Annotated in this window: 26 protein-coding genes and 1 pseudogene; 16 read left to right on the plus strand and 11 right to left on the minus strand. The window is 62.8% G+C overall.

The window, feature by feature from the left end; genetic code table 11:
* The first annotated feature begins 5 nt into the window (after positions 1-5).
* Complete coding sequence (locus AC58NV_RS14305) at positions 6-326, plus strand: YciI family protein (protein ID WP_366660146.1); 321 nt, start codon at positions 6-8, stop codon at positions 324-326.
* Positions 327-364: 38 nt separating this feature from the next.
* Here AC58NV_RS14305 and AC58NV_RS14310 read toward each other — a convergent pair whose 3' ends face one another.
* Positions 365-1363 (minus strand): asparaginase, encoded by a 999-nt coding sequence (locus AC58NV_RS14310; RefSeq protein ID WP_497227728.1) that lies wholly within the window; start codon positions 1361-1363, stop codon positions 365-367.
* 192 nt (positions 1364-1555) lie between these two features.
* Here AC58NV_RS14310 and AC58NV_RS14315 point away from each other — a divergent pair, with 192 nt between their 5' ends.
* The 3 genes from AC58NV_RS14315 (at position 1556) to rlmN (ending at position 3875) form a co-directional block, all read left to right on the plus strand.
* Entirely contained in the window at positions 1556-2086 is a 531-nt protein-coding gene (locus AC58NV_RS14315; RefSeq protein WP_222477169.1) for an invasion associated locus B family protein, read from the plus strand.
* A 100-nt stretch (positions 2087-2186) separates the two neighbouring features.
* On the plus strand, positions 2187-2582 hold the full coding sequence (locus AC58NV_RS14320; RefSeq protein ID WP_497227729.1) for a lysozyme inhibitor LprI family protein: 396 nt from the start codon (positions 2187-2189) through the stop codon (positions 2580-2582).
* Positions 2583-2687: 105 nt separating this feature from the next.
* Complete coding sequence (gene rlmN / locus AC58NV_RS14325; protein WP_497227730.1) at positions 2688-3875, plus strand: dual-specificity RNA methyltransferase RlmN; 1188 nt, start codon at positions 2688-2690, stop codon at positions 3873-3875.
* Positions 3876-3914: 39 nt separating this feature from the next.
* Here the strand turns inward: rlmN and AC58NV_RS14330 are convergent, their stop codons facing one another.
* The gene (locus AC58NV_RS14330; RefSeq protein WP_497227731.1) at positions 3915-5156 is read right to left on the minus strand and encodes a type I secretion protein; all 1242 of its coding nucleotides are present in this window, start codon (positions 5154-5156) and stop codon (positions 3915-3917) included.
* Between the two features lie 341 nt (positions 5157-5497).
* Here AC58NV_RS14330 and AC58NV_RS14335 point away from each other — a divergent pair, with 341 nt between their 5' ends.
* Positions 5498-5698, plus strand: coding sequence for a hypothetical protein (locus AC58NV_RS14335; protein ID WP_497227732.1), 201 nt, complete (start codon positions 5498-5500; stop codon positions 5696-5698).
* 27 nt (positions 5699-5725) lie between these two features.
* Here the strand turns inward: AC58NV_RS14335 and AC58NV_RS14340 are convergent, their stop codons facing one another.
* Positions 5726-6574, minus strand: a complete 849-nt coding sequence (locus AC58NV_RS14340; RefSeq protein WP_497227733.1) for an LOG family protein — start codon at positions 6572-6574, stop codon at positions 5726-5728.
* A 148-nt stretch (positions 6575-6722) separates the two neighbouring features.
* On the opposite strand from AC58NV_RS14340, the gene AC58NV_RS14345 reads away from it, so the two are divergent.
* The 4 genes from AC58NV_RS14345 to AC58NV_RS14360 all read left to right on the plus strand — a co-directional run bounded on the left by AC58NV_RS14345 (position 6723) and on the right by AC58NV_RS14360 (position 10736).
* Positions 6723-7643 (plus strand): threonine/serine dehydratase, encoded by a 921-nt coding sequence (locus AC58NV_RS14345; RefSeq protein WP_497227734.1) that lies wholly within the window; start codon positions 6723-6725, stop codon positions 7641-7643.
* Between the two features lie 38 nt (positions 7644-7681).
* Positions 7682-8281 carry a GntR family transcriptional regulator gene (locus AC58NV_RS14350; RefSeq protein ID WP_497227735.1) on the plus strand — a complete coding sequence of 200 codons (600 nt, stop codon included), beginning with the start codon at positions 7682-7684 and terminating at the stop codon, positions 8279-8281.
* Positions 8282-8401: 120 nt separating this feature from the next.
* On the plus strand, positions 8402-9229 hold the full coding sequence (gene dapD, locus AC58NV_RS14355) for a 2,3,4,5-tetrahydropyridine-2,6-dicarboxylate N-succinyltransferase (RefSeq protein ID WP_174146888.1): 828 nt from the start codon (positions 8402-8404) through the stop codon (positions 9227-9229).
* 139 nt (positions 9230-9368) lie between these two features.
* Positions 9369-10736, plus strand: coding sequence for a formimidoylglutamate deiminase (locus AC58NV_RS14360; RefSeq protein WP_497227736.1), 1368 nt, complete (start codon positions 9369-9371; stop codon positions 10734-10736).
* Here the strand turns inward: AC58NV_RS14360 and AC58NV_RS14365 are convergent.
* Positions 10733-11266 carry a HutD/Ves family protein gene (locus tag AC58NV_RS14365; RefSeq protein WP_497227737.1) on the minus strand — a complete coding sequence of 178 codons (534 nt, stop codon included), beginning with the start codon at positions 11264-11266 and terminating at the stop codon, positions 10733-10735. The genes AC58NV_RS14360 and AC58NV_RS14365 overlap by 4 nt on opposite strands.
* Positions 11267-11411: 145 nt before the next feature.
* Between AC58NV_RS14365 and AC58NV_RS14370 the strand changes: the two genes are divergently transcribed.
* Positions 11412-11759, plus strand: a complete 348-nt coding sequence (locus AC58NV_RS14370) for a DUF8846 family protein (RefSeq protein WP_497227738.1) — start codon at positions 11412-11414, stop codon at positions 11757-11759.
* A 9-nt stretch (positions 11760-11768) separates the two neighbouring features.
* Here AC58NV_RS14370 and AC58NV_RS14375 read toward each other — a convergent pair whose 3' ends face one another.
* Positions 11769-12773 (minus strand): transporter substrate-binding domain-containing protein, encoded by a 1005-nt coding sequence (locus AC58NV_RS14375; RefSeq protein WP_497227739.1) that lies wholly within the window; start codon positions 12771-12773, stop codon positions 11769-11771.
* A gap of 442 nt (positions 12774-13215) precedes the next feature.
* Between AC58NV_RS14375 and dapE the strand changes: the two genes are divergently transcribed.
* From dapE to rnr, 4 genes are read left to right on the plus strand one after another with little or no spacing between them, the layout of a single operon-like run.
* Positions 13216-14361 carry a succinyl-diaminopimelate desuccinylase gene (gene dapE, locus AC58NV_RS14380; RefSeq protein WP_497227740.1) on the plus strand — a complete coding sequence of 382 codons (1146 nt, stop codon included), beginning with the start codon at positions 13216-13218 and terminating at the stop codon, positions 14359-14361.
* Positions 14358-14783 carry a GNAT family N-acetyltransferase gene (locus AC58NV_RS14385; RefSeq protein ID WP_497227741.1) on the plus strand — a complete coding sequence of 142 codons (426 nt, stop codon included), beginning with the start codon at positions 14358-14360 and terminating at the stop codon, positions 14781-14783. Before dapE ends, AC58NV_RS14385 begins: the two co-directional genes overlap by 4 nt.
* Positions 14780-15352, plus strand: coding sequence for a TIGR04282 family arsenosugar biosynthesis glycosyltransferase (locus tag AC58NV_RS14390; RefSeq protein ID WP_497227742.1), 573 nt, complete (start codon positions 14780-14782; stop codon positions 15350-15352). Before AC58NV_RS14385 ends, AC58NV_RS14390 begins: the two co-directional genes overlap by 4 nt.
* Before the next feature lie 51 nt (positions 15353-15403).
* Complete coding sequence (gene rnr / locus AC58NV_RS14395; protein WP_497227743.1) at positions 15404-17677, plus strand: ribonuclease R; 2274 nt, start codon at positions 15404-15406, stop codon at positions 17675-17677.
* A gap of 34 nt (positions 17678-17711) precedes the next feature.
* Here the strand turns inward: rnr and AC58NV_RS14400 are convergent, their stop codons facing one another.
* Complete coding sequence (locus tag AC58NV_RS14400; RefSeq protein ID WP_497227744.1) at positions 17712-18134, minus strand: DUF1801 domain-containing protein; 423 nt, start codon at positions 18132-18134, stop codon at positions 17712-17714.
* Positions 18131-18829: a glutathione S-transferase family protein gene (locus AC58NV_RS14405; RefSeq protein WP_497227745.1), complete on the minus strand. Its 699-nt coding sequence runs from the start codon at positions 18827-18829 to the stop codon at positions 18131-18133. The genes AC58NV_RS14400 and AC58NV_RS14405 overlap by 4 nt, the downstream gene beginning before the upstream one ends.
* An 84-nt stretch (positions 18830-18913) precedes the next feature.
* Here AC58NV_RS14405 and AC58NV_RS14410 point away from each other — a divergent pair, with 84 nt between their 5' ends.
* Together AC58NV_RS14410 and AC58NV_RS14415 are read left to right on the plus strand one after the other, a co-directional pair.
* Entirely contained in the window at positions 18914-19618 is a 705-nt protein-coding gene (locus tag AC58NV_RS14410; protein ID WP_497227746.1) for a helix-turn-helix transcriptional regulator, read from the plus strand.
* Between the two features lie 98 nt (positions 19619-19716).
* Positions 19717-21045 (plus strand): lytic murein transglycosylase, encoded by a 1329-nt coding sequence (locus AC58NV_RS14415; protein WP_497227747.1) that lies wholly within the window; start codon positions 19717-19719, stop codon positions 21043-21045.
* A gap of 96 nt (positions 21046-21141) precedes the next feature.
* Here the strand turns inward: AC58NV_RS14415 and AC58NV_RS14420 are convergent.
* The 4 genes and pseudogenes from AC58NV_RS14420 to AC58NV_RS14435 all read right to left on the minus strand — a co-directional run.
* A pseudogene (locus AC58NV_RS14420) lies at positions 21142-21987 on the minus strand (ABC transporter permease); the annotation flags it as partial.
* A gap of 14 nt (positions 21988-22001) precedes the next feature.
* On the minus strand, positions 22002-23273 hold the full coding sequence (locus AC58NV_RS14425; RefSeq protein WP_497227748.1) for an ABC transporter permease: 1272 nt from the start codon (positions 23271-23273) through the stop codon (positions 22002-22004).
* Between the two features lie 80 nt (positions 23274-23353).
* The gene (locus AC58NV_RS14430) at positions 23354-24454 is read right to left on the minus strand and encodes an extracellular solute-binding protein (RefSeq protein ID WP_497227749.1); all 1101 of its coding nucleotides are present in this window, start codon (positions 24452-24454) and stop codon (positions 23354-23356) included.
* An 80-nt stretch (positions 24455-24534) separates the two neighbouring features.
* The gene (locus tag AC58NV_RS14435) at positions 24535-25635 is read right to left on the minus strand and encodes an ABC transporter ATP-binding protein (RefSeq protein WP_497228150.1); all 1101 of its coding nucleotides are present in this window, start codon (positions 25633-25635) and stop codon (positions 24535-24537) included.
* Positions 25636-25977 lie beyond the last annotated feature (342 nt).

The following is a 25977-nucleotide window of genomic DNA, read 5'->3' on the forward strand; positions in this document are numbered from 1 at the left end:
GACCAATGCCACAGTTCATTTTTGCCTATCACGGCGGCAAGACTCCGGAGAGCGAGGAAGAGGGCGCCAAGGTCATGCAGGCCTGGAAGGACTGGATGGGGGCAATGGGGGACGCGCTGAAAGTGCCGGGCGCCCCGGTGGGCCTGTCCAAGACCGTCAGCGCCGGCGGGGTGGCGGACAATGGCGGCGCCAATCCGCTGTCGGGCTATTCGGTGGTGGAAGCGTCTGATCAGGACTCCGCTTGCGAGATGGCCAAGGGCTGCCCGATGGTGGCGGATGGCAGCGGTTCGGTTGAAGTGGCCGAGATCATCGATATGGAGATGTAATGCAAATGCCCCGGGTTTGAGCCCGGGGCATTTTGTTTTCAAAACAGCAGCTCGGCAGCGGGGCGGATTGACCCGCACTCCAGCCCGCGGCGGCTGTAGAGTATCTTGTTCATGTATTTGCGGGTCTCCGGGTGATCCGCTTCCAGCACGCCCAGGCTGACCATCAGCGCCGCAATCGCGCATTCGCTGGCGCGGGTGGTGCCATCGGCAATCTTCAGCGCGACCCCCAGTTTCTGTTCCGGCAGGATGGCGATGAACACCGCCTCGGCCCCGGTCTTGATGGCAACCTTGCCGCCCATGGCGCGCATCAGGTTGGTGCAGCAGCGGGTTTCGCCGGCCACCAGCTCCGGATGCGCGGTCATGGCGGCAACCAGCTGCTGCGCCGCCTCGGAGGCGCGGTCGGAACGGTCCGCGGCGCTGGCAAACCAGGCCATCGAGCGCGCCAGTCCGGTGACGGTGGTGGCAAAGTTCGGCGCCGAGCAGCCGTCGATGCCATAGCCGGGGCTGTCCTGGCCGGTGGTTTCCTCAAACGCCGCTAGGCAGGCCTGCTGCACCGGGTGGTCCATCTCGATATATTCCGCGCCGCCCCCCAGGTATTGGTTCAGGGTCAGGAAGCCTGCGTGCTTGCCGGAGCAGTTGTTGTGCACCTGGCAGGGGCTGCTGTCGGTCTTGATTAGTTCGTTGCGGGCGGGAATATCGTCCGGCAGCTGCGGGCCGCAGCGGAAGTCGTCATCCCCCATGCCCAGCTGACCCAGCCACGCGTTGACCCGGTCGGTGTGGATATGCGCGCCGTTGTGGGAGGCACAGGCCAGCGCCAGCTGCTCGGACGTGAGACCGTAGCGCGCGGCGGCACCGGAGGTGATCAGCGGCAGCGCCTGGATCATCTTGGCGGAGCTGCGCGGATAGATCACCGCGTCCGGATCACCCCAGCTGCGCACCACCTGGCCGGAGGCGTCGCAAATGACGGCATGGCCCAGGTGCAGGCTTTCCAGCAGCGGGCCGCGCCAGACTTCGGCCATGGGCACTGGTTTCGGCATGATATCTCCCCTCATGTTTGCGTGCGGATTTCTGGGCGAAATCCCGCCAAAACGCACTTTCGCCCGTGGTGCTAGTTACGTTAGTGTGCTTGTGTAGCGCAAGCGAGGGGATCGGGACCAGACAGCGGATGAACGCTGCGGGCCCCTTGCTTGGTTTTGAGGTATGAAAGAACAGTCTTGGAGTCGGGACAAATGGCATTGAAACTCGCCCGCGTGGCTGCGGGCCTGTGTCTGGCAGCATTGGCAACAACCGCAACTGCGCAGGAAACGTCGAACAACCGGGTTGCGGCCAAGGTGGATTGGAGCGTTTTCGAAGGCAACGATCCGAACGAATGCTGGGGGGTTTCCGCGCCGAAGGAGACCGTGAACACCCGCGACGGCCGCGTCGTGGCGGTGCGCCGCAGCGAGATCCAGCTGTTTGTCACCTTCCGCAGCGGCGATGCGCCCAAGGGCGAGGTGAGCTTTACCGGCGGCTATCCGTTTGCGCCGGGCTCGACCGTGAACATGGCGATCGGCGAATCCGAGTTCGAACTGTTCACCGAGGGCGAATGGGCCTGGCCGGCAACGCCTGCGGATGATGCCAAGATCGTCACCGCCATGAAGCGCGGCGCCGATGCGGTGCTGACCGCGCGTTCGGCCCGCGGCACCCAGACCAAGGACACCTTCTCGCTTTTGGGCTTCACCGCGGCGGTGGAAGACGCAGAGAAGCGCTGCAGCAAGTAACCCTCTGCATGTATGCGGAGCGACAAGACCCCGGCCCGCGCCGGGGTTTTCTTGTTTGAAAGCCGCGGGGCGCGTAGCATGGGGACAGGAGGTGCCTGCCATGCTGAACTCTGCCTTTCTCCCGATCCCCTGCCTTGCGGTTGTACTGTTTGCTTTGCCCGCCCAAGCCAATCCGGCGCTGGAATGCGGCGACGGCAGCCAGGAGGAGGTCGGCAGCTGCGTCGCCGAGGATGAGGAGGGAGTGGAAGCGGCGCTGTTCAACGCGCTGGAAGCAGCAATGGTCACGGCTGCCGAGCGCGACAATAACAGAGGCGGGACAGAGACAGAGGCTGCGCTGATGGCGAGCCAAACCGCCTGGGAAGCGTTTCGCGCCGCTCACTGCAGTTATATCGGGACTGCGCATCCGGTGCCGGAAGACGCCGGGATCGCCACGCGGGCCTGCTGGACAACTCTGGGACGGGAGCGGGTCGACGAGCTGGTGCGGATGAGCCAGTGACCGCCCGGCCGCCAACGCGAAACCTGATTTCCGCGGATTCCTTTTGATCTTCGGCTGAAATCCTATATAGAGCCGCATCCGCCCACCAGCACCGAGGCTTTTGCCATGACCGCCAGCGCGCCGATCACTCAGGATGTAATGACCCTGCCCCGCAAGGAGCCCGAGGGCGGCAAGATCAATCTTGTCGGCCTGACCCGCGAGCGGATGCGTGAAGTGCTGATCGAGCACGGCACGCCGGAAAAGCAGGCCAAGATGCGGGTCGGCCAGATCTGGCAGTGGATCTACCAGTGGGGCAAGCGCGACTTTGCCGACATGACCAACCTGGCGAAAGCCTACCGCGCGCAGCTGGCGGAGATCTTTGAGATCCGCATCCCCGAGGTGGTGAGCAAGCAGGTGTCGACCGACGGTACCCGAAAGTATCTGGTGCGGATCAACGGCGGCCACGAGGTCGAGGTGGTCTATATCCCCGAGGATGACCGCGGTACCCTGTGCATCTCATCCCAGGTCGGCTGCACCCTGACCTGCTCCTTCTGCCACACCGGCACCCAGAAGCTGGTGCGCAACCTGACCCCGGCGGAGATTGTCGGCCAGGTGATGATGGCGCGCGACGATCTGGAGGAATGGCCGGTGCCGGGGGCGCCCAAGGAGGAAACCCGCCTTCTGTCCAACATCGTGCTGATGGGCATGGGCGAGCCTCTCTACAACTTCGACAACGTCCGCGACGCGATGAAGATCGCGATGGACCCGGAGGGCATCTCGCTCAGCCGCCGCCGGATCACGCTGTCGACCTCCGGCGTGGTGCCGGAGATTGCGCGGACAGCCGAGGAAATCGGATGCCTGCTGGCGATCTCCTTCCATGCCACCACCAACGAGACCCGCGACGTGCTGGTGCCGATCAACAAGCGCTGGAACATCGACGAGCTGCTGCAAGCGCTGGCGGACTATCCCAAGGCGTCGAACTCGGAACGGATCACGTTTGAATACGTGATGCTGGACGGGGTGAATGACACCGACGAGGATGCGCACCGTCTGATCGACCACATCAAGCGCTACAACATCCCGGCCAAGATCAACCTGATTCCGTTCAACGAATGGCCGGGCAGCCCGTACAAGCGGTCCTCCAACAACCGCATCCATGCCTTTGCCAACATTATCTATCAGGCCGGCTATGCCTCGCCGATCCGCAAGACCCGCGGTGATGACATTATGGCCGCCTGCGGCCAGCTGAAATCGGCGACCGAACGCGCCCGCAAGAGCCGCAAGCAGATTGAGGCCGAAGCCGGGATGAAGTAACCCGGCTCCGGCCCCGCTGCGGCAGGGTCCCCGGCTGCCTTAACTGAACAGGAAATCGTCTGCGGACAGCCCGCCGGTGTAGCCGGTGAGCTCGACGTTGTGATTGCCGTAATAGCTGATCAGCGTATTGCCGTTTTGCTGAGAAATTGTCAGATCATCGAAACTGTCAGGACTGGTTCCTGAGAACCGGATCCTGTCATTGCCATTGCCGAAGTCGGTGATTGTGTTCGAATCCCAGTAGTCAGCGGAAACAAACACAAAAACATCGTCGCCTGTTCCGCCCGTCAGAACATCGGACCCGTCACCGCCGGACAGGCGGTCCCGGCCGCTGCCGCCATGCAGTGTGTCGTTGCCGCGCCCGCCATAGAGCTTGTCATTTCCGGAATTGCCGCGCAGATCATCGTGTTCGCCATTGGCGCCTGAATAATTCGACTTGTTGAGCCCGCCAATCAGGACATCGGCGCCGCCGCCGCCCTTCAGCGTATCATTGCCGTAACCGCCAAACAGCTTGTCCGCTCCTTTGCAGCCGGCAAGCATGTCATCTGCCTCGCGGCCTTTGACCGTGTCATTGCCGCCATGGGCGAAAATCCTGGTATCCTCGCCGGTTGCCAGAATGACCTCGGACCGGCCGCTGGTCTTGATTACAACGATATCGTCAGAGTTTTTGTACGCGTTCCAGCCATCGGTTTTTGACGAGTTTCCATAGATATGCTGCAGCGCCTGGACGTCCAAAGTGCCTAGTTCCGTGGCATTGTAGCCGGCATAGTTGTAGGTCATCACCGTGTGCGCCTGGTCGTCCAGATGATCGGCCAGCGTATGATCGCCATCATGCGGATGTTCCAAACCTACAGCGTGGCCGATCTCATGCAGGATCGTTTCATAGCCGTAGGTGCCCGGCGCCATGCTGCTGCCCTGGATTGCCAGGTCCCCCTTGCCGGTGGAAGTGGCGCTGGCCCAGGCATAATTCGCCCAGCCGGCCGCTGAGCCGCCGTTGTAGCCGAATACATCAATCATCGCCGGACCATCGGTTTCAACGAAAGTCAGGCCTGAGACTTCTTCGAACTCTTCCAGTGCCTGCCTGAAATAGCTGCGCTGGGTGCTGTTGAATGACCAGTAGCTGGTCGCGCCGTAAGGGTCATTGGACGCATTTCCCAGTTCGCTATTGCTGAGAAAACTGTACGTAACGACGGATTGGGTGCCGAGCTTGACCTGGCTGTTCCAGCGGTAATTGCTGTTCGAGGTATAGGCCAGAAGCGCGGTGTAGTCTGTTACTTCGGACATCGGAAATCTCCACTGCTCCACCGCCGATAAGTTTTTGTTTGCAAATGTGGCCAAGTTTGGCCGGTTTCCGGGCGCAGGAGGCGCGAACACCAGAGAGTTTTCGGAAAATGGCAAATACCAGCGGGTGCACTGGCTGGCGGAACGCGGTTTTCTGCCGGAAATGCCGGGCCGTCTGCAATCAGATCACTTGGCTGCCCGCCTGTTGCTTGACGGGCACAGTAAGCGCCGCTGCTCAGGCTGCCGCATTCTTTCCCCAATCCGGCTCAAATTCCGCCACTTGGCGCAAACAGTTTCCAGATTACGGACAATCAAAATTTCAGAAGGGAACGCAGATGGCTCCGATGGAACGAAAGACCGCCCCGATTGACCCCAGTGTTCTGGACCTGATCCGCAGTGAATGCCAAAAGGCGCTGAGCCCGCGGGAATGGCAATTCCGCCTGCGCGGCTACGGTTATGCAGTGAAAACCGTGGAAGGCACCCAGATCCTCACCCGGCTGACAACCGGAGATGAAGTGGGCAGACTGCCACCGGAATTCGCCTGATCCCGACAGCAGCAGTTCACGCTGCGCTCAGCGCTCGCGGCCTGGCAGGCTGTCGCGCGGCGGCGCGGGCTCCCAATTATCGATGATCTGCACAGCTTCCTGCGCGGTATCGACCACACGGAACAGGTCCAGATCCTGATCCGAGATGGTGCCGGCATCGGCCAGTGCCTCCCAGTTGATGATCCGGTCCCAGAACTCCTTGCCGAACAGCAGGAACGGCACCCGCTCCATCCGCCCGGTCTGAATAAGCGTCAGGCTTTCGAACAGCTCATCCAGGGTGCCGAAACCGCCCGGGAACACGGTGATCGCCCGCGCCCGCATCAGGAAATGCATTTTACGGATCGCGAAGTAGTGGAAATTGAAGCTGAGGTCCGGGGTCACATAGCCGTTGGGCGCCTGCTCATGCGGCAGCACGATTGACAGGCCGATGGAATGGCCGCCGGCATCCTGCGCGCCGCGGTTGCCTGCCTCCATCACGCCGGGTCCGCCGCCGGTGACCACAACATTTTGACGGCCGCCGCTTTGCTTCGACTTTTCAGTCATCAGCCGGGCAAATTCGCGCGCTTCGTCATAGAAATGCGAAAGATCCGCCAGAGTCTGCGTGCGCGCCTTCTCCTTGTGAGCGGGGTCCGGGATGCGGGCGCCTCCGAACATGACGATCGTGCTTTCGATGCCATGCTCGTTCAGCATCAGCTCCGGTTTCAGGAGTTCCAGCTGCAGCCGCACCGGGCGCAGCTCTTCCCGGTACATGAAATCCTGGTCGGCAAAAGCCAGACGGTAGGCAGGTGACCGTGTTTGCGGCGTGGCGGGCACATGCTCTGCCCGGTTCCGGTCGGTATGGGCATCGCTGAAACGGCTGTGGCGGTCTTCGGTCATGGGCAATCCAGGTAAAAAATAACAGGACTTCCTTTGTAACCGTCCTTGGCTGTTAGCGCCAATCAAGAATGCATCAGAACGCGCCGTTCCGCTTGCACCCGGACCCTGTGCGGCTAAGGTTCCGGCGCAGCAGGCAGGAGGGCAGCGCATGGACTGGCAGAGTGAAATCACCGCAGCGGCAGAGCGCATCCGCCCCCATGTGCAGCGCACTCCGGTGATGCAGACGCAGGGCTTCGGACTGGAGTTCCCTGTGGAGCTGAAACTGGAGCACATGCAGCACACCGGAAGCTTCAAGGCCCGCGGCGCCTTCAACACGCTGCTGTGCCAGGAGGTGCCCGCGGCCGGCCTGGTCGCGGCCTCCGGCGGCAACCACGGTGCCGCGGCGGCCTTTGCCGCGCATCAGCTGGGCCACAGGGCGAGGATCTATGTGCCGGAGATGGCCGGCCCCGCCAAGATTTCGCTGATCGAGCGCACCGGCGCCGATCTGCAGGTGGTGCCCGGCGCCTATGCCAACGCGCTGGAGCAGGCGCAGGCCTATGAGCAGGAAACCGGGGCCATGCAGGTTCACGCCTATGACGCCCCCGCCACCGTGGCCGGTCAAGGCACCTGCTTTGCCGAATGGCAGGCCCAGGGGCTGGAGGCTGATACCTTGCTGATTGCGGTGGGCGGCGGCGGGCTGATCGGCGGCGCACTGGCCTGGTTCCAAGGGGTTAGGAAAATCGTCGCGGTGGAGCCGAAAACTTCCTGCGCGCTGAATGCGGCACTGGCGGCCGGGCAGCCAGTGGATGTGGAAGTCTCCGGCGTTGCCGCCAACGCGCTGGGTGCCAAGCGGATCGGCGGCATCTGCTTTGAACTGGCCGCGGCGCAGGGCATCACCTCCCTCACCGTTCCGGACAGCGCTATCACGCAGGCTCAGACCGCCCTGTGGCGCGAACGCCGGATCCTGGTAGAGCCTGCAGGCGCCACCGCGCTGGCAGCGATGATGTGCGGTGCCTACCGGCCGGAGCCGGGTGAACGCGTTGCGGTCCTGGTCTGCGGCGGCAACATCGCTCCGGATCCGCTGGGATAACTCTTGCGGGAAAGCGCAGGCGGCCCTATCGGAATAGCATGTCCGCAACTATCGCCGATACGATCTATCAGAGCTTGAGCGAGCGCATCATCACCGGTGCGCTTCCGGCTGGCGAAAAGCTGCGCCAGGATCATATCGCGCGCGAGTTCGAAGCCAGCCATGTGCCGGTGCGCGAAGCGCTGTTGCGGCTGGAGGCGCACGGGCTGGCGGTGTCCGAACCGCGGCGCGGCACAAGGGTCAGCGCACTGAACCCCGCCGAGATCCGCGAGGTGATTGAGATGCGGGTGGCGCTGGAGGTTCTGGCCCTGACCCACGCCTTCCCCCGCCTGACAGCGGAGGACATAGAAGCCGCCGACGCCGCCCGCCTGGCCTGCGATGCTGCTGAGGACATGGCCAGCTGGGAACGGCTCAACCGCGCCTTTCACCACGTGATCCTGGCACCCTGCGCAATGCCCCGGCTGCTTGCGTCCATCGACGACCTGCATATTGCCGCTGCGCGCCACCTGTTTGCCAACTGGCAGCACCAATGGAACCGCCGCGTGGATGCGGACCATGCCGCCATCGTTCAAGCAATGGCCCGGCGCGATGCCGCCGGAGCCTGCGAGATTCTGCGCCGCCACCTGCGCCGGGTGCGCTGACGGCCCCAGGCAGCGGGCAAAACGCCGTCAGGCGCGGCATTTTGGACGCAATCCGGACATGACCTGCGGGCGGTTTGCCGGTATGAAGCTGCGAATCTAACCGATGCCGGAGGAACACCCATGTCCAACGCCCAGCTGGAAGCAGCGATCGAAGCCGCCTGGGAGGCGCGCGACACCATCACCCCCGCCACCACCGGCGAGCAGCGTGAAGCCATCGAAGACACCCTGAACGCGCTCGACTCCGGTCAGCTGCGGGTGGCCGAAAAGCTGGAGAACGGCGACTGGCATGTGAACCAGTGGGCCAAGAAAGCGGTGCTGCTGGGCTTTCGCATCAAGGACATGGAAATCCACGAAGGCGGCCCGCAGGCCGGCGGCTGGTGGGACAAGGTCGACAGCAAGTTTGCCGGCTGGGGCGAAGCTGACTGGAAATCCGCAGGCTTCCGCGCAGTGCCGAACTGCGTCGTCCGCAAATCCGCCTATATCGCGCCCGGTGCGGTGCTGATGCCCTCTTTCGTGAACCTCGGCGCCTATGTCGATGAGGGCACCATGGTCGACACCTGGGCCACCGTCGGCTCCTGCGCCCAGATCGGCAAGAACGTGCACCTGTCGGGCGGCGTCGGCATCGGCGGCGTGCTGGAACCGATGCAGGCAGGCCCGACCATCATTGAGGACAACTGCTTCATCGGCGCCCGTTCCGAGGTGGTCGAAGGCTGCATCGTGCGCGAAGGCTCGGTCCTGGGCATGGGCGTGTTCATCGGCAAGTCGACCAAGATCGTCGACCGCGAAACCGGCGAAGTGATGTACGGCGAAGTGCCGCCCTACTCGGTGGTTGTGGCCGGCTCGATGCCGTCGAAGAACAACATTAGCCTCTACTGCGCGGTGATCGTGAAGCGGGTGGACGAAAAAACCCGCTCCAAGACCGGCATCAACGAGCTGCTGCGCGACTGATCCGCACGGCAACGCCAGCCCATTGAACGCGCCCTGCACGGGCGCGTTTTTTGTTGGGCTGCTTCCTCTCCTGAGTAAAACTCTTGCCGCAAAATAAACATGGCGCTAATGGTATTACATCTACACATAAGAGAGTCAGATGCAGACCATATTTGCCCAGCGCGCCCGCCTGCCCCAGGGATGGGTTGAGAACCTCCGGCTGACGGTTGTTAACGGCCGGATTTCTTCCATCGAAACCGGGACCGGACCAAAGCCTGAGGACGCACGGGTGGACGTGCTGCTGCCGTCGCTGGGCAACCTGCACTCCCACAGCTTCCAGCGCGCCATGGCCGGCATGACCGAATACCGCGCGGCCGGCAAGGACAGCTTCTGGACCTGGCGCGAGCTGATGTACCGTTTCATGGACCGCATCACGCCTGAGCAGTACGAGGCCATTGCAGCGCTGGTGTTCATGGAGATGCTGGAGGCCGGTTATGCCTCGGTGGGAGAGTTCCACTATGTCCACCACCAGCCGGGCGGTGCGCATTTCGGGTCCATGACGGAGCTCAGCGAACGGGTGTTTGCCGCTGCCAGCCAGACCGGCATCGGTCTCACCCATCTGCCGGTGCTTTACACCTACGGCGGGGCCGGGAAACAGACACTAAACGGGGGCCAGCAGCGTTTTTGCAACTCGGTAGCGGAATTCTCAGAGCTCGTAACCCGCGCCCGGGACATTGCCCCACGGGACTTGCCCGAAGATGCCCGCGTCGGCATCGCGCCGCATTCGCTGCGCGCCACCTGCGCCGAGGATCTGGCGGAAGTGCTGCGGATCCAGGACGGGCTGCCGGTGCACATCCATATCGCCGAACAGCCCAAGGAAGTGGCGGATATCAGCGACTGGCTGGGTGCGCGGCCTGTTGAATGGCTGCTGGATAACACGCCTGTGGATGGCAACTGGTGCCTGATTCACGCCACCCATATGACCAGCTCCGAAACCGTCGGCATGGCCCGCTCCGGCGCAGTCGCCGGCCTCTGCCCGATCACCGAAGCCAACCTGGGCGACGGGCCGTTCAACGGGGTGGAATACCTGACGCATGACGGTGCTTTCGGGGTCGGATCCGACTCTAACGTGCGGATTTCGCTGCCGGAAGAGCTGCGCACGCTGGAGTATTCCCAGCGCCTGCGCGACCTGGCCCGCAACGTGCTGGTGCCGGGCGAGGGCTCGGTTGGCGAAACCCTGTACCTGGGCGCGGCCAAAGGCGGGGCGCAGGCCCTGGGCCGCGATGCCGGGCGGATCGAGGATGGCGCGCTGGCGGATCTGGTGGCAATTGACAGCGGCGTGCCCGCTCTTTGCGCGTTGAAACCGGAGCAGATGCTGGACGGCCTCTGCTTTGTGGCAGGCGATGACACTGTGACCGACGTCTGGAGTGCCGGCCGCCATGTGGTGCAGCAGGGCCGGCATATCGCACGGGACAGCGTGGTTGCAGGCTACAAAACCGCGGTCAAAGAGCTGTTGAACAGTCTCTAAACAGGCAAAAACCGCACTTGGATAACAGCACCGCCGCCGGTGACCACCGCGCCGGCGGCGCTTTCTGTCACGATCCCTTCTCCTGGGCCGAGACGGTTTGAGCCTGCCATGTCCAGGCTGCCGGAGACCACGAACAGCACTAGCCAGCCTGCAGCATCCGGAACCGTGCCGTCTGCCAGTATCCTGGGGTCTGCCGTCACCCGCTCCGGGTCATAAATCACGTTGAACGCCCTGCAGGGCCCGTCGCGCAAGCGGCAGTGCAAGTCCGCTCCGCCATCAAAGCTTAACGGCTCCAGCGGCCGGGCCTCCAGCCGCATGCTTTCATTTGACAGGGTGTGACCAGCGCCTTCGACCACGCAATGGATGCGGGCGAGGCCGGGAAAGGCGGAAAACGGGCCGCTCCGGGCAATATCCGCCAGACTGAGGCGCCAGACCATCCGGCCGTCTGCTTCGTGCACGGCCATCTCGCGGGTCACGCCGCCGCCGTTCTTCCAGGGCACTGCCTGGGCGGTGAGAGCAGAGATGCGCATCGGGGTATCCTTAAGGTCAATCATTAAGCTTGGACATAAAGCCCGATGGTAAAAGACCGCAAGGCTTCCGTTTCCCGCTCATCCGGCCCGCGCCGCCCGCGCTATTTGATTGACCATCCCCCTGCCCCGGCGCTATGGCGGCGGCATGGAAAAGAAGAAACCCTCCCGCCAGCAAGTCTATACCCTGCTTGTCCAGATCGGCCGCAAGGACGGCGACGGCCTGCCCGACGGCGCCACCGGCGCGGCGCTGATGATCTATGCCTCGGGCATTGACGAAGCAGAGGCGGTGCGGGAAACCGTGGCGATTCTCAAACAGGCCGACACCGCGCCGCTGGATGTCACTGGATACGGCACGCTGGAAGAGCGCGAGGCCGAAGGCCATGAAATCGGTGACGAGGAGCGCGATCTGATGCAGCGGGCGCTGGAAGAGAACGCGGTGATTGTCGCGCAGATGACACCGTTCTTCGACGGCGAAGAACCGGTATATCACTGAGGGTCGGCGTCATTTCTGGCTGCCGAACCACTTGCGGTAGAGGGCGTCATAGCTGCCGTCCTCCTGCATCGTCAGCAGCGCCTGGTTGACCTCTTCCACCAGCGGTGAACCAGCCGGAAACACCAGCCCGTAGTTTTCCCGCAGGAACGGCTGTCCGATGGTCTGGCCGAATTTGTGCCCGCCTTGCTGCTCGTAAAAGTTCAGCACCGGCGCGTCGAAGACCACCGCCTTGATTTCAGACGCCTCGAACGCAGCAATCATCTCCTCCAGCCCGGAGAAGGCTGCGTAGTCGATCTCGCGCCGGTCCAGGAAACCGGCTGCGGTTGAGCCGCCGATGGTGCCGACCGATCTGCCATAAAGATCATTCACCGAATTCACAGAACCGCTGATCGCCTCCACCGTCATCACCGCAGTGATCTTGGCGACGAAGATCGAGACGATAAACAGCGATGAGACAACCAGCACCACGCCGAACATGCGTCCGACGGGCGTGCGCGGCACCCGTTCCTCGAAGCCGCCGTTCACAACCAGGTTCAGAGCCCACCAGAAGGAGGGAAACCAGGCCTCGTTAAGGGGGCGGTCGAAATAGGGCTGGGCGCGGCGTTCAAAGGTCCACATCATCATGCCGCCGCCGAACAGCAGCAGAAAGGCGATGCCGATGGCCGCGGCCAGGTCCCAGGACAGCAGCGCCCGCAGAAGCGACGGTTCGCGAATGTCATCGGCCTGCACCATGATCTGCAGCCCGCTTTCAAAGATCGGATGGCTGAAGTCCATCTGAATCTCGCGCGAAGCGGTGATCGAGATATTGGCGGCGGCCAGGTCTGCCTCGCCGCTGCGGACACCTTCCAGCATGTCCGCAAAACTGCCGGTGCGGTTGATGCGGTAATCCCAATCCAGACGCTCTGCCAGGATCTTGAACAGTTCCAATGAGAACCCGGTGTCGCGCCCTTCTTCCAGCATGGAAAACGGCGGCCGGGTGACAGTATTGACCGTCAGCACCTGCGCCGGCAGCATTTGCCCCCAAAAAAGAAAGAGGACAGCAGGAATCAGGCGGAGATACGACACGGAAACGCTCGGGTTGGCCTCTGAAAGGGTTTCAACGTCCTTAGGCGGATCGCGGTTTTCACGCAAGCGCCTTGGCCGTGGAAGCCGAAAATGCGGTTGCATCTGTGTCAGACCGCCCGCCGTGCGGCCGGCTCAGCAGCACTGGCGGACCTGCTGCGGCGGGTGTGCGGCCCGTGAGTCTATTGTTAGCGCCCCGCAATTGCGGCGCTTCTCCTCCCGGGGTTTTCTGCCTGGGGTGTGATGAAATCAAAAATCCGCGCTTCTCGTCAGGCACTTCTCAGCTCCATTCAAAACCGCTGCTCTAAAGCCGCATTTACGGCAGCCCCAGTGAATTGCACCGCGTCCCGATCCGCGCTAGGCCTGTGCCAACCGGAACCTGAGGAGCCCGCCGATGCCGCATACCGATCCCGCCCGCCTGACCGCAGATCTGATCCGCTGCCCGTCGGTCACGCCGGAAGAAGGCGGCGCGCTGGTGCTGCTGGAAAAACTGCTGAGCGAGGCTGGTTTCACCTGCACCCGAACCGACCGCGGCGAAGTCTCCAACCTGTTTGCCCGCTGGGGCGCCAAGGGCCACGCCAGAACCTTCGGCTTCAACGGCCACACCGATGTGGTGCCGCTGGGGGATGAGGCCGCCTGGACCATGCCGCCCTTTGGTGCGGATGAGCAGGACGGCTTCCTGTACGGGCGCGGCGCCACCGACATGAAATCGGGGGTTGCGGCCTTTGCCGCGGCTGCTGTGGACTTCGTGCGGGAAACACCGCCGGACGGGGCCATCATTCTGACCATCACCGGCGACGAAGAAGGCGACGCAGTGGACGGCACCACCGCGCTGCTGGACTATATGGACCGGGAGGGTGAGCAGATGTCAGTTTGCCTGGTGGGCGAGCCGACCTGCCCCAATGAGATGGGCGAAATGATAAAGATCGGCCGCCGCGGCTCAATGACGGCATGGTTCACGGTGACCGGTGTGCAGGGGCATTCGGCATATCCTCACCGCGCCAATAACCCGCTGAACGCAATGGCGCGGCTGATGGACCGGCTGGCGAGCCATGAGCTGGACCAGGGGACCGAGCATTTCGATGCGTCCACCCTGGCCGTTGTCACCATCGACACCGGAAACGCAGCAACCAACGTGATCCCGGCGCAGGTCACCTCTGCCGTCAACATCCGCTTCAACGACGCCCATTCCGGCGCCAGCCTGACGGATTGGCTGCAGGGCGAGGCGGACAAAGTGGCCGCGGAATTTGACGTGAAGATCGGTATGAAGGTGAAAGTCTCCGGCGAGAGTTTCATCACCCCGCCGGGGCCGCTGTCTGATCTGGTGTCAGCAGCAGTTGAAGCAGAGACCGGCCGTAAGCCGGAGCTGTCGACAACGGGCGGTACATCGGATGCGCGGTTCGTGAAGAACCTCTGCCCGGTGGTCGAATTCGGGCTGGTCGGCAAGACCATGCACCAGGTGGATGAGCGGGTCGAGGTTGCGCAGATCCACCAACTGAAAGCCATCTATTCCCGCATTCTGCAGGACTATTTCGCATGAACCTGAACATTTCGGTCACTGAGGATCTGGAGACCTGTTTCGCTCTGCGCCACCAGGTGTTTGTCGAGGAACAAGGCGTGCCGCTGGAGGAGGAACAGGATGCGCTGGACGCCACTGCCACGCACCTGCTGGCGGTGCAGGACGGCGTCCCGGTGGGCACGGCACGGATTGTGTTCAAAGGTGATACCGCCAAAATCGGCCGGGTTTGCGTGCTGCCCTCCACCCGCGGCACCGGGTTGGGTGCCAAGCTGATCGAGGCGGCCATGGGAACAGCGCAGGCCATCCCCGGCATTGCCAGAGCGAAATTGGGCGCGCAGCTGCACGCCGTCGGGTTTTACGAGAAGCTCGGCTTCACCGCCTTTGGCCCGGACTATGACGATGCGGGTATCGACCACCGGGACATGGTGCGCGATTTCACGTGAAACGCACCCTGATCATCATGGTTAAGGAACCGCGCCCGGGCCGGGTCAAAACCCGGCTGGGACGGGATATCGGTGTGATCCCCGCCACCTGGTGGTTCCGGCATCAGTCCGCCCGGCTGATCCGGTCCCTGCGGGACCCGCGCTGGCAGATTGTGCTGGCTGTCGCGCCGGACAATGCGGTGAGTTCCAAATACTGGCCAGCGGACCTGGCACGCCTGCCTCAGGGCAATGGCGATCTTGGACAGCGGATGAAACGGATGCTTCAATCCGTGACCTGTCCAGTCTGCCTCATCGGCGCCGACATCCCCGGTATCACCCGGGCCCATATCACCCGCGCCTTTGCAGCCCTTGGCGATCATGACGCGGTGTTCGGTCCGGCAGCGGACGGCGGCTATTGGCTGGTCGGCGCCAAACATCCCTCCCGCCTGCCGCAGGACATGTTCGAGAACGTCCGCTGGTCCACTGAACACGCCCTTGCCGACACGCTGCAAACCCTGCCCGGCTGGCGCATAGCGCTGACCGATACCCTGCGGGATGTCGACACCGCCGCGGATCTGCCGCGGTGGTGACGCTTCGCTTTTCACCATGACGCCGCCCCCGCGCCATGCTACGCGGGAAGTATGAGCCGTATTCCCTCCAAAGCCGAAATCCTCGACTGGATCTCCGCCAACCCGACCCATACCTCCAAGCGCGACATCGCCAAGGCCTTTGGCATCAAGGGCGCCGATCGCATCGACCTCAAGCGCATCCTCAAGGAGCTGGAGGCCGAAGGGCATTTGCAAAAGCGCAAGAAGACCTACCGCGACCCGGACCAGCTGCCGCCGGTGACAGTGCTGCAGGTGAAGGCGCCGAACGAGGACGGCGACCTGTACGGACGGCCGCTGGAATGGCATGGCGAAGGCGTTGAACCCATCATCCTGATCCTGACCAAGGCGTCGGACTCGGCACTGGGAGAGGGCGACAAGATCCTGGTGAAGCTGCAGATGGTCCCGGATCAGGATCACAATTACGAGGCGCGCCTGATCCGCCGGATCGGAACAAACCCCAAGCGGGTGCTGGGCATCTTCCGCAAAGGATCCGAGGGTGGGCGGATCGTGCCGATCGACAAGGCTGCGTCGAATGAATGGATGGTGGCGCCGGACGCCATCAACGGCGCCCGGGACGGCGAACTGGTCGAGGCCGAGCAGGCCGGCCCCAAGGGCCGCATGGGCCTGCCGCGTGCGCGCATCGTGGAACGGCTGGGCGACCCGACGGCGCCCAAGGCAGTGTCGCTGATCGCCATTCACCAGCACGGCATTCCAGACCACTTCCCCGATCCTGTGATGGCAGAGGCCGATGCCGCCAAGCCGGTGGGCCTGAAGGGCCGCGAGGACCTGCGCGAACTGCCGCTGGTCACCATTGACCCGGCGGACGCGCGCGATCATGACGACGCGTGTTATGCCCACGCCGACGACGACCCGAAGAACCCCGGCGGCCATGTGATCTGGGTAGCAATTGCCGATGTCGCCGCCTATGTGCGCCCCGGCTCAGCATTGGACCGCGAGGCGAAGAAGCGCGGCAACTCCAGCTATTTCCCAGACCGGGTGGTGCCGATGCTGCCGGACCGGCTGTCGGGTGACCTGTGCAGCCTGCACGAGGGTGTGCCGCGGGCCTGTATCGCGGTGCGGATGCAGGTGGATGCAGAAGGCAACAAGCTGGCGCACAAATTCGTGCGCGGGCTGATGCAATCTGTGGCCTCGCTGAATTATGCCGAGGTCCAGGAGGCGCAGGACGGCAATACGAACGACAAGACCGCGCCGCTGCTGGACGATGTGATCACGCCGCTGTTTGCAGCATATAAGGCTCTAACAAGGGCAAGGGCCGCCCGCGAGCCGCTGGATCTGGACCTGCCCGAGCGCAAGATCGTGCTGGATGAGGATGGCAATGTGACCTCGGTTGCCTTCCGTGACCGGCTGGACGCGCACAAGCTGATCGAGGAGTTCATGATCCTCGCCAATGTCGCCGCCGCGGAGACGCTGATCAAGAAACGCTCGCCGCTGTTGTTCCGGGTACATGAGGAGCCGGCGCAGGAGAAGCTGGAAAGCTTGCGCGAGACCGCACAGGCTGCGGGCCTCAGCCTGGCCAAGGGTCAGGTTCTGCAAACCCGGCACTTGAATGCGCTGCTGAACCAAGCGGCGGGCACAGATGATGCAGAGCTGATCAACATCTCCACCCTGCGCTCGATGCAGCAGGCATACTACAACCCGGAGAACTTCGGGCATTTCGGACTGGCGCTCAGGAACTACGCGCATTTCACCTCACCGATCCGCCGTTATGCCGACCTGATCGTGCACCGGTCGCTGATCTCCTCGCACGGCTGGGGGGATGACGGGCTGGATGAGGCCCAGATCGAGCGGCTGGAAGATACAGCCACCCATATCTCGGATACCGAGCGGCGCTCGATGATTGCGGAGCGGGACACAACGGACCGTTACCTGGCCTCCTATCTCAGCGAACGGGTCGGTAATGAGTTCGAAGGCCGGATCAGCGGCATTGCCCGCTTCGGCGCCTTTGTGAAGCTGGACGAGACCGGTGCCGATGGTTTGGTGCCGGTGCGGTCCATCGGGCGCGAGTTCTTTCATTTTGACGCCCAGGCCGGGACGCTGACCGGGGCGGACACTGGCATGACCCTAACGATTGGACAGCGGGTGACGGTGCGGCTGACCCAAGCCGCACCTGTCACCGGCGGGCTGGAGCTGGAGCTGCTGGCGCTGGACGAAATGCCGATCCCCGCTGGCGGAGGCCCGCGCGGCCGCCGCAGCCCGGCTGGCCGCACGGTGAAGCGGAAGGCGGCCAAGTCCAAGCACAAGGCCGCCAAGGTGAAGCGTAAGGTGGAACGCAAGCGGCGGAAATAGACGCCTGTCCCTGCAGGGACAGGCTGGTGTTCTCCTACGCCGGAATATCCAGCGGTGCGCGGATCTTGTAAGTCAGCGCCCGTTTGATCAGCCAGCCGTGGCGGAGCGGCTCCACTTGCTGCGGATCGTCGAACAGCACCGCGCGGGTGCCTTCGAACCGGTCCCAGGCCGGGAAGGCCGCGGCAAACTCCGGGATCAGGCGGCTTTGGCAATGCACAAAGAGCGCAAAGCGCGCGCCCTTCGGCACCCCCAGCCGGACGGTGGACCCCGCCTTGGTCTCAGTCGTGATGTAGGATGGCTGGCCCCAGCGCAGCACTTCCTCCACCCGCCCGGCTTCCGGTGTTTCAGCGGCGGTATCAAAAATCAGCTGCCGGAGCCGCAGCATGCCTTCCCGCGCCAGCGGGTCAGAGACCGCAAAAGCGGCCTCGATCTCCGGGGTGGCAAAATCAGGTTTCATGGCAGGGGAACCGTTTCGAACACACGGTTAACGTAAGCTTTCAGCACCGCGTCGTCGAGAACACGCCGCACCAACACGGTACGCACAGGTGTCGTTGTCATTGCCTGCAGCATGGAAGCGACACTGAAATCCGCGCTGGAGATCTGCGATCCAAACAGGAAATCCTGCCCGTTCAGCAATGCCGTGATGGCCCGCAGATCCTGGTCAGCGCGCTGGCTGCGTTCTTCATCGCTGAACCGCCCGGTTCCCTGGAAAATCAGCCCTTTGTGCACAGAGCGGCGAATGGCGCCGGCTACCGGGCGTCGGATCAATGCAGGTATCTCATGAAAATACTTGTCGCGAATCGTAGGCCAGACCGCGTCATTGTCCCAGCGGTCGCGCACCACGTGGAAATAGAGCGTGTCCTCCGCCATCCGGATCAGCATCTGCGCCTGGGCCCGGTCCCGCGCGCCGAGAGCCGCGTCGAAGTCAGTGCCCTGCTGCTCCAGCCAGGCGCGGATGGCGCTGCTGTCCGGCACCAGACCGCGGGGGGTGCGCAACACCGGCAGCTTGCGGTGCGGCATCCCGCGGGGGTCGTTCAGGTCTTCACGGGTCCAGGTTTGGCCGGAAAAGGCCAGTAACAGAGCCGCTTTGACGCAAAACGGGCTGAGGCTGAAGACGGCGCCGTTGCAGGGATAGGTCAGAAGGGTCAGCATGGGAGGCTCCAGTTGTTTCGGGCTGCGGGCAGCCTAGATCTTCATGGTGACAAAAACTGTCATCAGGCGTAGAGAGAATAGGCTATGTCCCGAACACACCGCCTCTTTCAGCTGATGCAGGCCCTGCGCCTGGGGCCCGGCCCGCATACCGCTGCGCGGCTGGGGGAGGAACTGGGAGTGTCGGCCCGCAGTATCCACCGCGATATCGCCACCCTGCGCGAGATGGGGGCGGTGATTGATGGCGAGGCGGGATACGGTTTTACCCTGATAGAAGACAATGCGCTGCCGCCGATGGGCTTCCGCGACACCGAGCTGGAAGCGCTGGTGCTGGGCCTGCGGGAAGTGGAGCTGATCGGCGACCCGGAGCTGGCCACCGCGGCCTCAGAAGCCTTGCGCAAACTGCAGGCGCGGCTGCCGCCGCGGCAAGCGCACAGGCTGCGCCATGCGGTGCTGGCGCCCTACCGGTTCGAACGCCCGATTCCTCCAGCAATCCCTGCACAAGACCTGCGCCAGGCAGCCTGGGACGAGGTGGAGGTGCGGTTTGGCTACACTGACGGGTACGGCGCGGTAACCGAACGGCAGGTGAAACCGCTGAGCGTCGTGTATTTTGACCGCTCCACCGTGCTGATCGCCTGGTGCTGCCTGCGTGAAGCCGTGCGGGTGTTCAGGCTGGACCGGATGCGCGGATTGGAAGTGACGGAGCAGAGCTTCCGCCCGCACCGGGTGCCAATGCTGCGGGAGGCCTTGGAACAGATGCGCCAGGAGCACCGGCAAGAGCATCGTCAGTAGGCCAGGCAGGCGGCACCCCGCACACGCCAGTAGTGACCTCTTTACCCGGTTCGCGCTGCCGCTAAACTGGAGCTGGGCAGTGAATAACGAGGTGCATCATGCGCAAATGGGTAGCTGTATCGCTGGTGGCAGGCAGTGCAATGGCGGCAGAGGCCGCGCCGGACAACTCCTTGAGGCCTGCCGAGCGGCCCGGGGCCGCGAAGCAGGAGAGGCAAGGTGAAAGCTATCAGCTGGCTTCGGCCACAACCATAAGACCGGTCGCCAGACCGGTTTCGCTTCAGAATGCCGCGGAGGAACTGGCGGCGGCGGAGCTGAACTTCATAGGCTGGATTTCAGAGCTCAAAGACCGCGCCTTGGCGCAGGGCATCAGCGCCTCTGTGCTGGACAGCGCCTTTGCCGGGGTGCGCTACGATCCCGAAGTGATCCGGCGCGACCGCAACCAATCGGAGTTTACCAAGACGATCTGGGATTACCTGGACAGCGCCGCCTCAGAGCTGCGGGTGAAGAACGGCAAGGCGGCGCTGCGCAACCAGCGGGCACGTCTGGATCAGATTGAGGCCAAATACGGTGTCGAGAAAGAAATCGTGGTCGCGATCTGGGGGCTGGAAAGCAGCTTTGGCACCTTCCGCGGCAAGATGGATGTGATCCGCTCCCTGGCAACGCTGGCTTTTGACGGGCGGCGCGGCGCGTTCTTTGAGGGGCAGCTGGTTGCCGCGCTGAAGATCCTGCAGGCGGGTGATGTCGCCGCCCGCAGCATGACCGGCAGCTGGGCCGGGGCAATGGGGCATACCCAGTTCATTCCAACATCATACTTGGACTACGCAGTGGATTTCACAGGCGACGGCAAGCGGGATATCTGGTCGGACAACCCGGCTGATGCGCTTGCTTCAACTGCGGCCTACCTAAAGCAGTTCGGCTGGGTAAAAGGCCAGCCCTGGGGGGTGGAAGTGACCCTGCCCAAGGGGTTTGATTACACTCTGGCTGATCGCGACATCGAGAAACCGCCGGCAGAATGGGCAGCGCTCGGCATTAAAGGGCTGGATGGGCGTGCGGTGAAGGATCACGGGCCCGCCGCAATCCTGCTGCCTGCGGGCAGTGAGGGCGCGGCCTTCATGATATTCCAAAACTTCGCTGTGCTGGAACGCTACAACACAGCGGATGCCTATGTGATCGGGGTCGGGCATCTGGCTGACCGGATCAAGGGCGGTTCGCCGATCAAGGCGAATTGGCCGCGCGGTGACCGGGCGCTGACGTTGTCCGAACGGGAAGAGATGCAAAGGCGGTTGACCAGCGCCGGGTTCGGCACCGACGGTATCGACGGCAAGATCGGGCCCAAAACTATCGGGGCGGTGCGCGCCTATCAAGTGGCAAACGGACTGACACCGGATGGCTATGCTTCCTTACGGCTGCTGCAGCGGCTGCGGTAACACGAGCTGGAAGAGGCCAGCCCCCTCTTGGCCCGATGAACAAGAAAAAGGCCCCGCAGCGCGGGGCCTTTCTGTTTCCGGCAGTGCTGGCGCGGATTAACTGGGAGACATCCCGCGCAGGCGCTCGGAGCGGCGGCGCAGCATTTCGACCGTGGCCAGCAGCATGATGGAGATTGCAACCAGGATCGTCGCCACCGCCAGGATGGTCGGCGAGATCTGCTCGCGCAGGCCGATGAACATCTGCCAGGGCAGCGTTTTCTGTCCGGCCGAGCCGACAAACAGTACCACAACCACTTCGTCGAAGGACGTGATGAAGGCGAACAGACCGCCCGAGATCACCCCCGGCAGGATCAGCGGCATCTGCACCCGGAAGAAGGTGGTCACCGGATCAGCGCCCATGTTGGCCGCGGCGCGGGTCAGCGAGCGGTCAAAGCCCACCAGCGTCGCCGTCACCGTGATGATCACGAAGGGGATGCCCAGAGCGGCATGCGCCAGAACCACGCCGATGTAGGTCCCCTGCAGGCCGATGCGGCTGTAGAAGAAGTACATGCCGGCCGCGGAGATGATCAGCGGCACGATCATCGGCGAAATCAGAATCGCCATAATCGCCCGGCGGAACGGCACATGCGGCTGGCTGAGGCCGATGGCGGCCAGCGTGCCGAAGGTGACCGAGACGATGGTGGCCATCGGCGCGATCTTGAGCGAGTTCCACATCGCAGACTGCCAGGAGTCATTGTTGAAGAAATCGCGGTAGTGCTTCAGCGAGTAGCCTTCCGGGTCCAGCCGCAGCATCTCCGGCGTGAAGGTGAAGAAGTCCTGCGCGTTGAAGCTGAGCGGGATAATCACCACGATCGGTGCGATCAGGAAGAAGAAGACCAGACCGCAGATCACCCGGAAAGTGTAGTGCCAGGTGCGCTGGCCAACGGTCGCATAAGGAGGAAGTGCGCTCATATCGGTTATCCCAGCTTAACGTTGTCGATGCCGACGACCTTGTCGTAGACCCAGTAGAGGAGCAGGACGACCGCCAGAAGGATTGCACCCAACGCCGCACCCAGGCCCCAGTTGCCGGAGGTCGAGATGTGGTAGGCAATCAGGTTGGAGATGAAGGTGCCTTTGGTGCCACCGACCAGGGCCGGGGTGATGTAGTAGCCCACGGCAAGGATGAAGACGAGGATCGAGCCTGCGCCGATGCCCGGCACGGTCTGCGGGAAATAGACCCGCCAGAAGGCTGTCCAGTCGGTTGCGCCCAGCGATTTGGCGGCGCGCAGGTAGGACGGGTTGATCGTCTGCATCACCGAGTACATCGGCAGGATCATGAACGGCAGCAGGATGTGAGTCATTGCGATGATGGTGCCGAGCTCGTTGTTGATCAGAACCAATCGGTTGGCATCATCCACAATGCCGATCCAGACAAGGGTGTCGTTGATCACGCCCTGCTGCTGCAGCAGAATTTTCCAGGCGGAGGTCCGCACCAGCAGGGAGGTCCAGAACGGCAGCAGCACCAGGATCAGCAGCAGGTTCGCCTTGCGTGCCGGCAGGTTGGCCAGAATCCAGGCCACCGGATAGCCCAGCAGAATGCAACTGAAGGTAATGATCAGGGACATCCGCATGGTGCGGACCAGCATGGTGTTGTAGATCCGCTCGTTCTCGGGCCGGATTTCCGGGCCTTCCGCGCCCAGTTGCATATCAACGGCGTTCAGGAAGTAGCCGGAAGTGAAGGTGCCGGAATAGGTCTTGATGGTGCGCCACAGCTCAATGTCGCCCCAGCCGTCGTCGATGTCGATCAGCTTTTCGCGGAACGGGCCGTCGGTGGCGAGGTCCCATTTCTTGACCTTGCGCCCGGACTTGCGGAACACCGACGACAGGCCCGGATTTTCGTAGTTCAGGCGCTTGGCGACCTTGGTGTGGGTTTTCTGTTCGGCGGCGACCTGCAGGTCAGCGGCCATAGCCGCAAACACGGCCTCTTCAGGCAGTTGGCCTGACGCGGGATCCCAGTCTGCCAGCGCTTCGACCGTTTGGGGCAGCGTGTCCTGAACGATCCGGTTCTCCACCGAGCGGAACAGCATGTCGGCAACCGGCAGGATGAAGGTCACAAGGATGAACAGCAAAAGCGGCGCGATCAGCATCAGCGCGCGCAGTTTCTGCATCCGCAGTGCCCGCGACAGGCTGCGCTTGAGCGGCGTGCCGTCCGCGGCCAGTACCGGGCCGGATTGGCTAATGTCAGTCATAGGATTCCCCGTCGGGTCTTTATTTTTTTGGGCAGGGGGCCTGAACGCAGCAGGCCCCCTGCAATCTTGGAAGGGTCAGATTACTTGGCCAGCCATGCCTGGAACTTGGCGTTCAGGTCATCGCGGTTGTCTGCCCACCATTCGTAGTCATAGACGTGGACGTTGGCGGAGTTCGCCGGGTCGGTCGGCATGTGCGGCGCCATGTCGATGCCCAGTTCGGCGTGCTTGCCAACCAGCGGCGCCGAGGAAGCGCGGGCCGGGCCGTAGGAGATGTACGCGGCCTGGTCGGCCAGACGCTGGGTATCGGTTGCAAACTTGAGGAAGTCCATCACGCGCGCCTTACGGTCCGCAGGCAGACCTGCCGGAACAACCCAGCCGTCGAGGTCAAACGACTGCATGTCCCAAAGCATGCCGATCGGCTGGCCTTGCTCGGCAATAGCGGAGAACAGGCGGCCGTTGAAGGTAGAGCCCATCACGACTTCGCCGTCGGCCAGCAGCTGCGGGGTTTCCGCGCCGGCGGTCCACCAGACCACCTGGTCCTTGATGGTGTCGAGCTTGGCCAGCGCTTGATCGACACCTTCGTCGGTGCTTAGCACGTCATAGATTTCATCTTTGGCCACGCCGTCGCAGTACAGCGCCCATTCCATGTTATCGATCGGGCGCTTCTGCAGCGAGCGCTTGCCCGGATACTTCTCTGTATCGAAGATCGCGCAGACAGTGTCCGGCTTGTCGATCAGATCGGTACGGTAGCCGAAGGTGGTCGAGTAGACGATCTGCGGCACAAAGCAGTCGCTGACGATCAGATCGCCGAAGTCTTCGGAAGCCGGGGTGCCATCGGGTGCGGCAGCCAGGTCTTCGTCATGGTTGATTTCTTCTGCCAGGCCTTCGTCGCAAAGGCGCATCGAGTCGGAAGCCACGGCATCGACCAAGTCCCAGGTCACGTTGCCGGCTTCGTTCATGGCACGGATCTTGGCTACGGCTTCGGCCGAGCTTTCATCCCAGATCACCTTAACGCCGGGGTTTGCGGCCAGGTAGGGCTCCACATAGGCCTTCTGCTGGCTGGCCTGGTAGGCACCGCCCCAGGAGACCAGGGTCAGCTCATTGGCCATTTCTTCGGCAAAAGCCGAAGGGGCGCAAAGGGCGGTGGACATCGCCAGTGCAGACAGTTTGCTGAGTTTCATAGAGAGTCTCTCCTTGTTGAAATTCACAGATGTGAGATTCCCCCCGGTCGTTATTCTGCCGGGGGTTCGGCGCGCGCGGATCAGGCGTCCAGCGCGCGGCAGTCTTCCGGCAGCCAGCCGATTTCGATCTGCTGACCGGGCTGAAGACGGACCTGGTCCGGGGCGTTCCGGGTCTTGATGATGAACTCATCATTGCCGGCCACCCGCAGACGGGTGCGGAAGATGTCGCCCATATAGATGAACTCCAGCACTTCCGCCTTGAGAGTATGCACGCCTTCACGAAGGCGTTCCTTGTTGTATTCCACCCGTTCCGGGCGGATGGAAACGCGGGTGCGCTCGCCTGGCCGGGACACGTTCACCGGCTTGCAGTCGATCAGCTCGCCATCGTCCAGCTGCACCAGCGCGATGCCGTTGTTGATTTCCTTGACGGTGCCTTCGAGCGTGTTGTTTTCGCCGATGAACTGGGCCACGAAACTGTTTTCCGGGCTTTCATACAGCTGGTCCGGCGGCGCGATCTGCTGGATGCGACCGTCGTCAAACACCGCAACGCGGTCCGACATAGTCAGCGCCTCGGTCTGGTCGTGGGTCACATAAACCACGGTGATCCCCAGACGGTGGGCCAGATGGGTGATCTCGAACTGCATCTTCTCGCGCAGCTGCTTGTCGAGCGCACCGAGCGGTTCGTCCATCAGAACCAGCTCGGGTTCGAACACCAGCGCGCGGGCCAAGGCGATCCGCTGCTGCTGGCCGCCCGAAAGCTGCGCCGGGCGGCGGCCGCCGAAGGCGCCCATTTCCACCATGTCCAGCGCCCGCTTCACCTTTTCCTCGCGCTCGGACTTGCCCATCTTGCGGACTTCCAGCGGGAAGGAGAGGTTTTCCGCAATCGTCATGTGCGGAAACAGCGCGTAGTTCTGGAACACCATGCCAATGCCGCGCTTGTGCGGCGGAATGTTGTTGATCGATGTCCCGTCCAAACGGATGTCGCCATGGGTCGCGGTTTCAAAACCAGCCAGCATCATCAGACAGGTGGTTTTCCCGGACCCTGACGGGCCAAGCATGGTCAGAAATTCACCTTTGGGCATGGTGAGGTTGAGATCTTTGACAACGAGATTTTCGCCATCATAGCTCTTTTGGACACGTTCGAATTCAACGAACGCATCAACGTTTGACGCATCAGCCAAAGCAGGCTCCCCGTAGTTTGTCATTCCGGCAGATTTGCTCTGCACTTATTTGAAGTTAATCACACCAACGCTATCAAGCGCTAGATATGAAAAAAATATTCTTTCACCGTTGAGCTTACGAAATTCATACTTCGGACTTCATCCAGCGAAATAGAATACCCTAGCGGAACCCTAGTCCCGTTCTGCGTCCCGTGATCGGACGTTTTGCGACGCCCCTCTGACATTTTGCGCCCTGGAATGCGAATTCCCGGTCAAAAACCGACTCTTTCACTCTCAGAACCGAAGAGAAAAAGCCCGGCAATAATATTGCCGGGCCTTGCTGAGTCGCCCTGTTGTAGGGCA

It is taken from the genome of Leisingera sp. ANG49, from assembly GCF_059694505.1.

Bases quoted from the DNA above. Each gene is read 5' to 3' on its own strand.
- AC58NV_RS14305 (WP_366660146.1), top strand. From the start codon at position 6: ATGCCACAGTTCATTTTTGCCTATCACGGCGGCAAGACTCCGGAGAGC.
- AC58NV_RS14310 (WP_497227728.1), bottom strand. From the start codon at position 1,363: ATGCCGAAACCAGTGCCCATGGCCGAAGTCTGGCGCGGCCCGCTGCTG.
- AC58NV_RS14315 (WP_222477169.1), top strand. From the start codon at position 1,556: ATGGCATTGAAACTCGCCCGCGTGGCTGCGGGCCTGTGTCTGGCAGCA.
- AC58NV_RS14320 (WP_497227729.1), top strand. From the start codon at position 2,187: ATGCTGAACTCTGCCTTTCTCCCGATCCCCTGCCTTGCGGTTGTACTG.
- rlmN (WP_497227730.1), top strand. From the start codon at position 2,688: ATGACCGCCAGCGCGCCGATCACTCAGGATGTAATGACCCTGCCCCGC.
- AC58NV_RS14330 (WP_497227731.1), bottom strand. From the start codon at position 5,156: ATGTCCGAAGTAACAGACTACACCGCGCTTCTGGCCTATACCTCGAAC.
- AC58NV_RS14335 (WP_497227732.1), top strand. From the start codon at position 5,498: ATGGAACGAAAGACCGCCCCGATTGACCCCAGTGTTCTGGACCTGATC.
- AC58NV_RS14340 (WP_497227733.1), bottom strand. From the start codon at position 6,574: ATGACCGAAGACCGCCACAGCCGTTTCAGCGATGCCCATACCGACCGG.
- AC58NV_RS14345 (WP_497227734.1), top strand. From the start codon at position 6,723: ATGGACTGGCAGAGTGAAATCACCGCAGCGGCAGAGCGCATCCGCCCC.
- AC58NV_RS14350 (WP_497227735.1), top strand. From the start codon at position 7,682: ATGTCCGCAACTATCGCCGATACGATCTATCAGAGCTTGAGCGAGCGC.
- dapD (WP_174146888.1), top strand. From the start codon at position 8,402: ATGTCCAACGCCCAGCTGGAAGCAGCGATCGAAGCCGCCTGGGAGGCG.
- AC58NV_RS14360 (WP_497227736.1), top strand. From the start codon at position 9,369: ATGCAGACCATATTTGCCCAGCGCGCCCGCCTGCCCCAGGGATGGGTT.
- AC58NV_RS14365 (WP_497227737.1), bottom strand. From the start codon at position 11,266: ATGCGCATCTCTGCTCTCACCGCCCAGGCAGTGCCCTGGAAGAACGGC.
- AC58NV_RS14370 (WP_497227738.1), top strand. From the start codon at position 11,412: ATGGAAAAGAAGAAACCCTCCCGCCAGCAAGTCTATACCCTGCTTGTC.
- AC58NV_RS14375 (WP_497227739.1), bottom strand. From the start codon at position 12,773: ATGCTGCCGGCGCAGGTGCTGACGGTCAATACTGTCACCCGGCCGCCG.
- dapE (WP_497227740.1), top strand. From the start codon at position 13,216: ATGCCGCATACCGATCCCGCCCGCCTGACCGCAGATCTGATCCGCTGC.
- AC58NV_RS14385 (WP_497227741.1), top strand. From the start codon at position 14,358: ATGAACCTGAACATTTCGGTCACTGAGGATCTGGAGACCTGTTTCGCT.
- rnr (WP_497227743.1), top strand. From the start codon at position 15,404: ATGAGCCGTATTCCCTCCAAAGCCGAAATCCTCGACTGGATCTCCGCC.
- AC58NV_RS14400 (WP_497227744.1), bottom strand. From the start codon at position 18,134: ATGAAACCTGATTTTGCCACCCCGGAGATCGAGGCCGCTTTTGCGGTC.
- AC58NV_RS14405 (WP_497227745.1), bottom strand. From the start codon at position 18,829: ATGCTGACCCTTCTGACCTATCCCTGCAACGGCGCCGTCTTCAGCCTC.
- AC58NV_RS14410 (WP_497227746.1), top strand. From the start codon at position 18,914: ATGTCCCGAACACACCGCCTCTTTCAGCTGATGCAGGCCCTGCGCCTG.
- AC58NV_RS14415 (WP_497227747.1), top strand. From the start codon at position 19,717: ATGCGCAAATGGGTAGCTGTATCGCTGGTGGCAGGCAGTGCAATGGCG.
- AC58NV_RS14425 (WP_497227748.1), bottom strand. From the start codon at position 23,273: ATGACTGACATTAGCCAATCCGGCCCGGTACTGGCCGCGGACGGCACG.
- AC58NV_RS14430 (WP_497227749.1), bottom strand. From the start codon at position 24,454: ATGAAACTCAGCAAACTGTCTGCACTGGCGATGTCCACCGCCCTTTGC.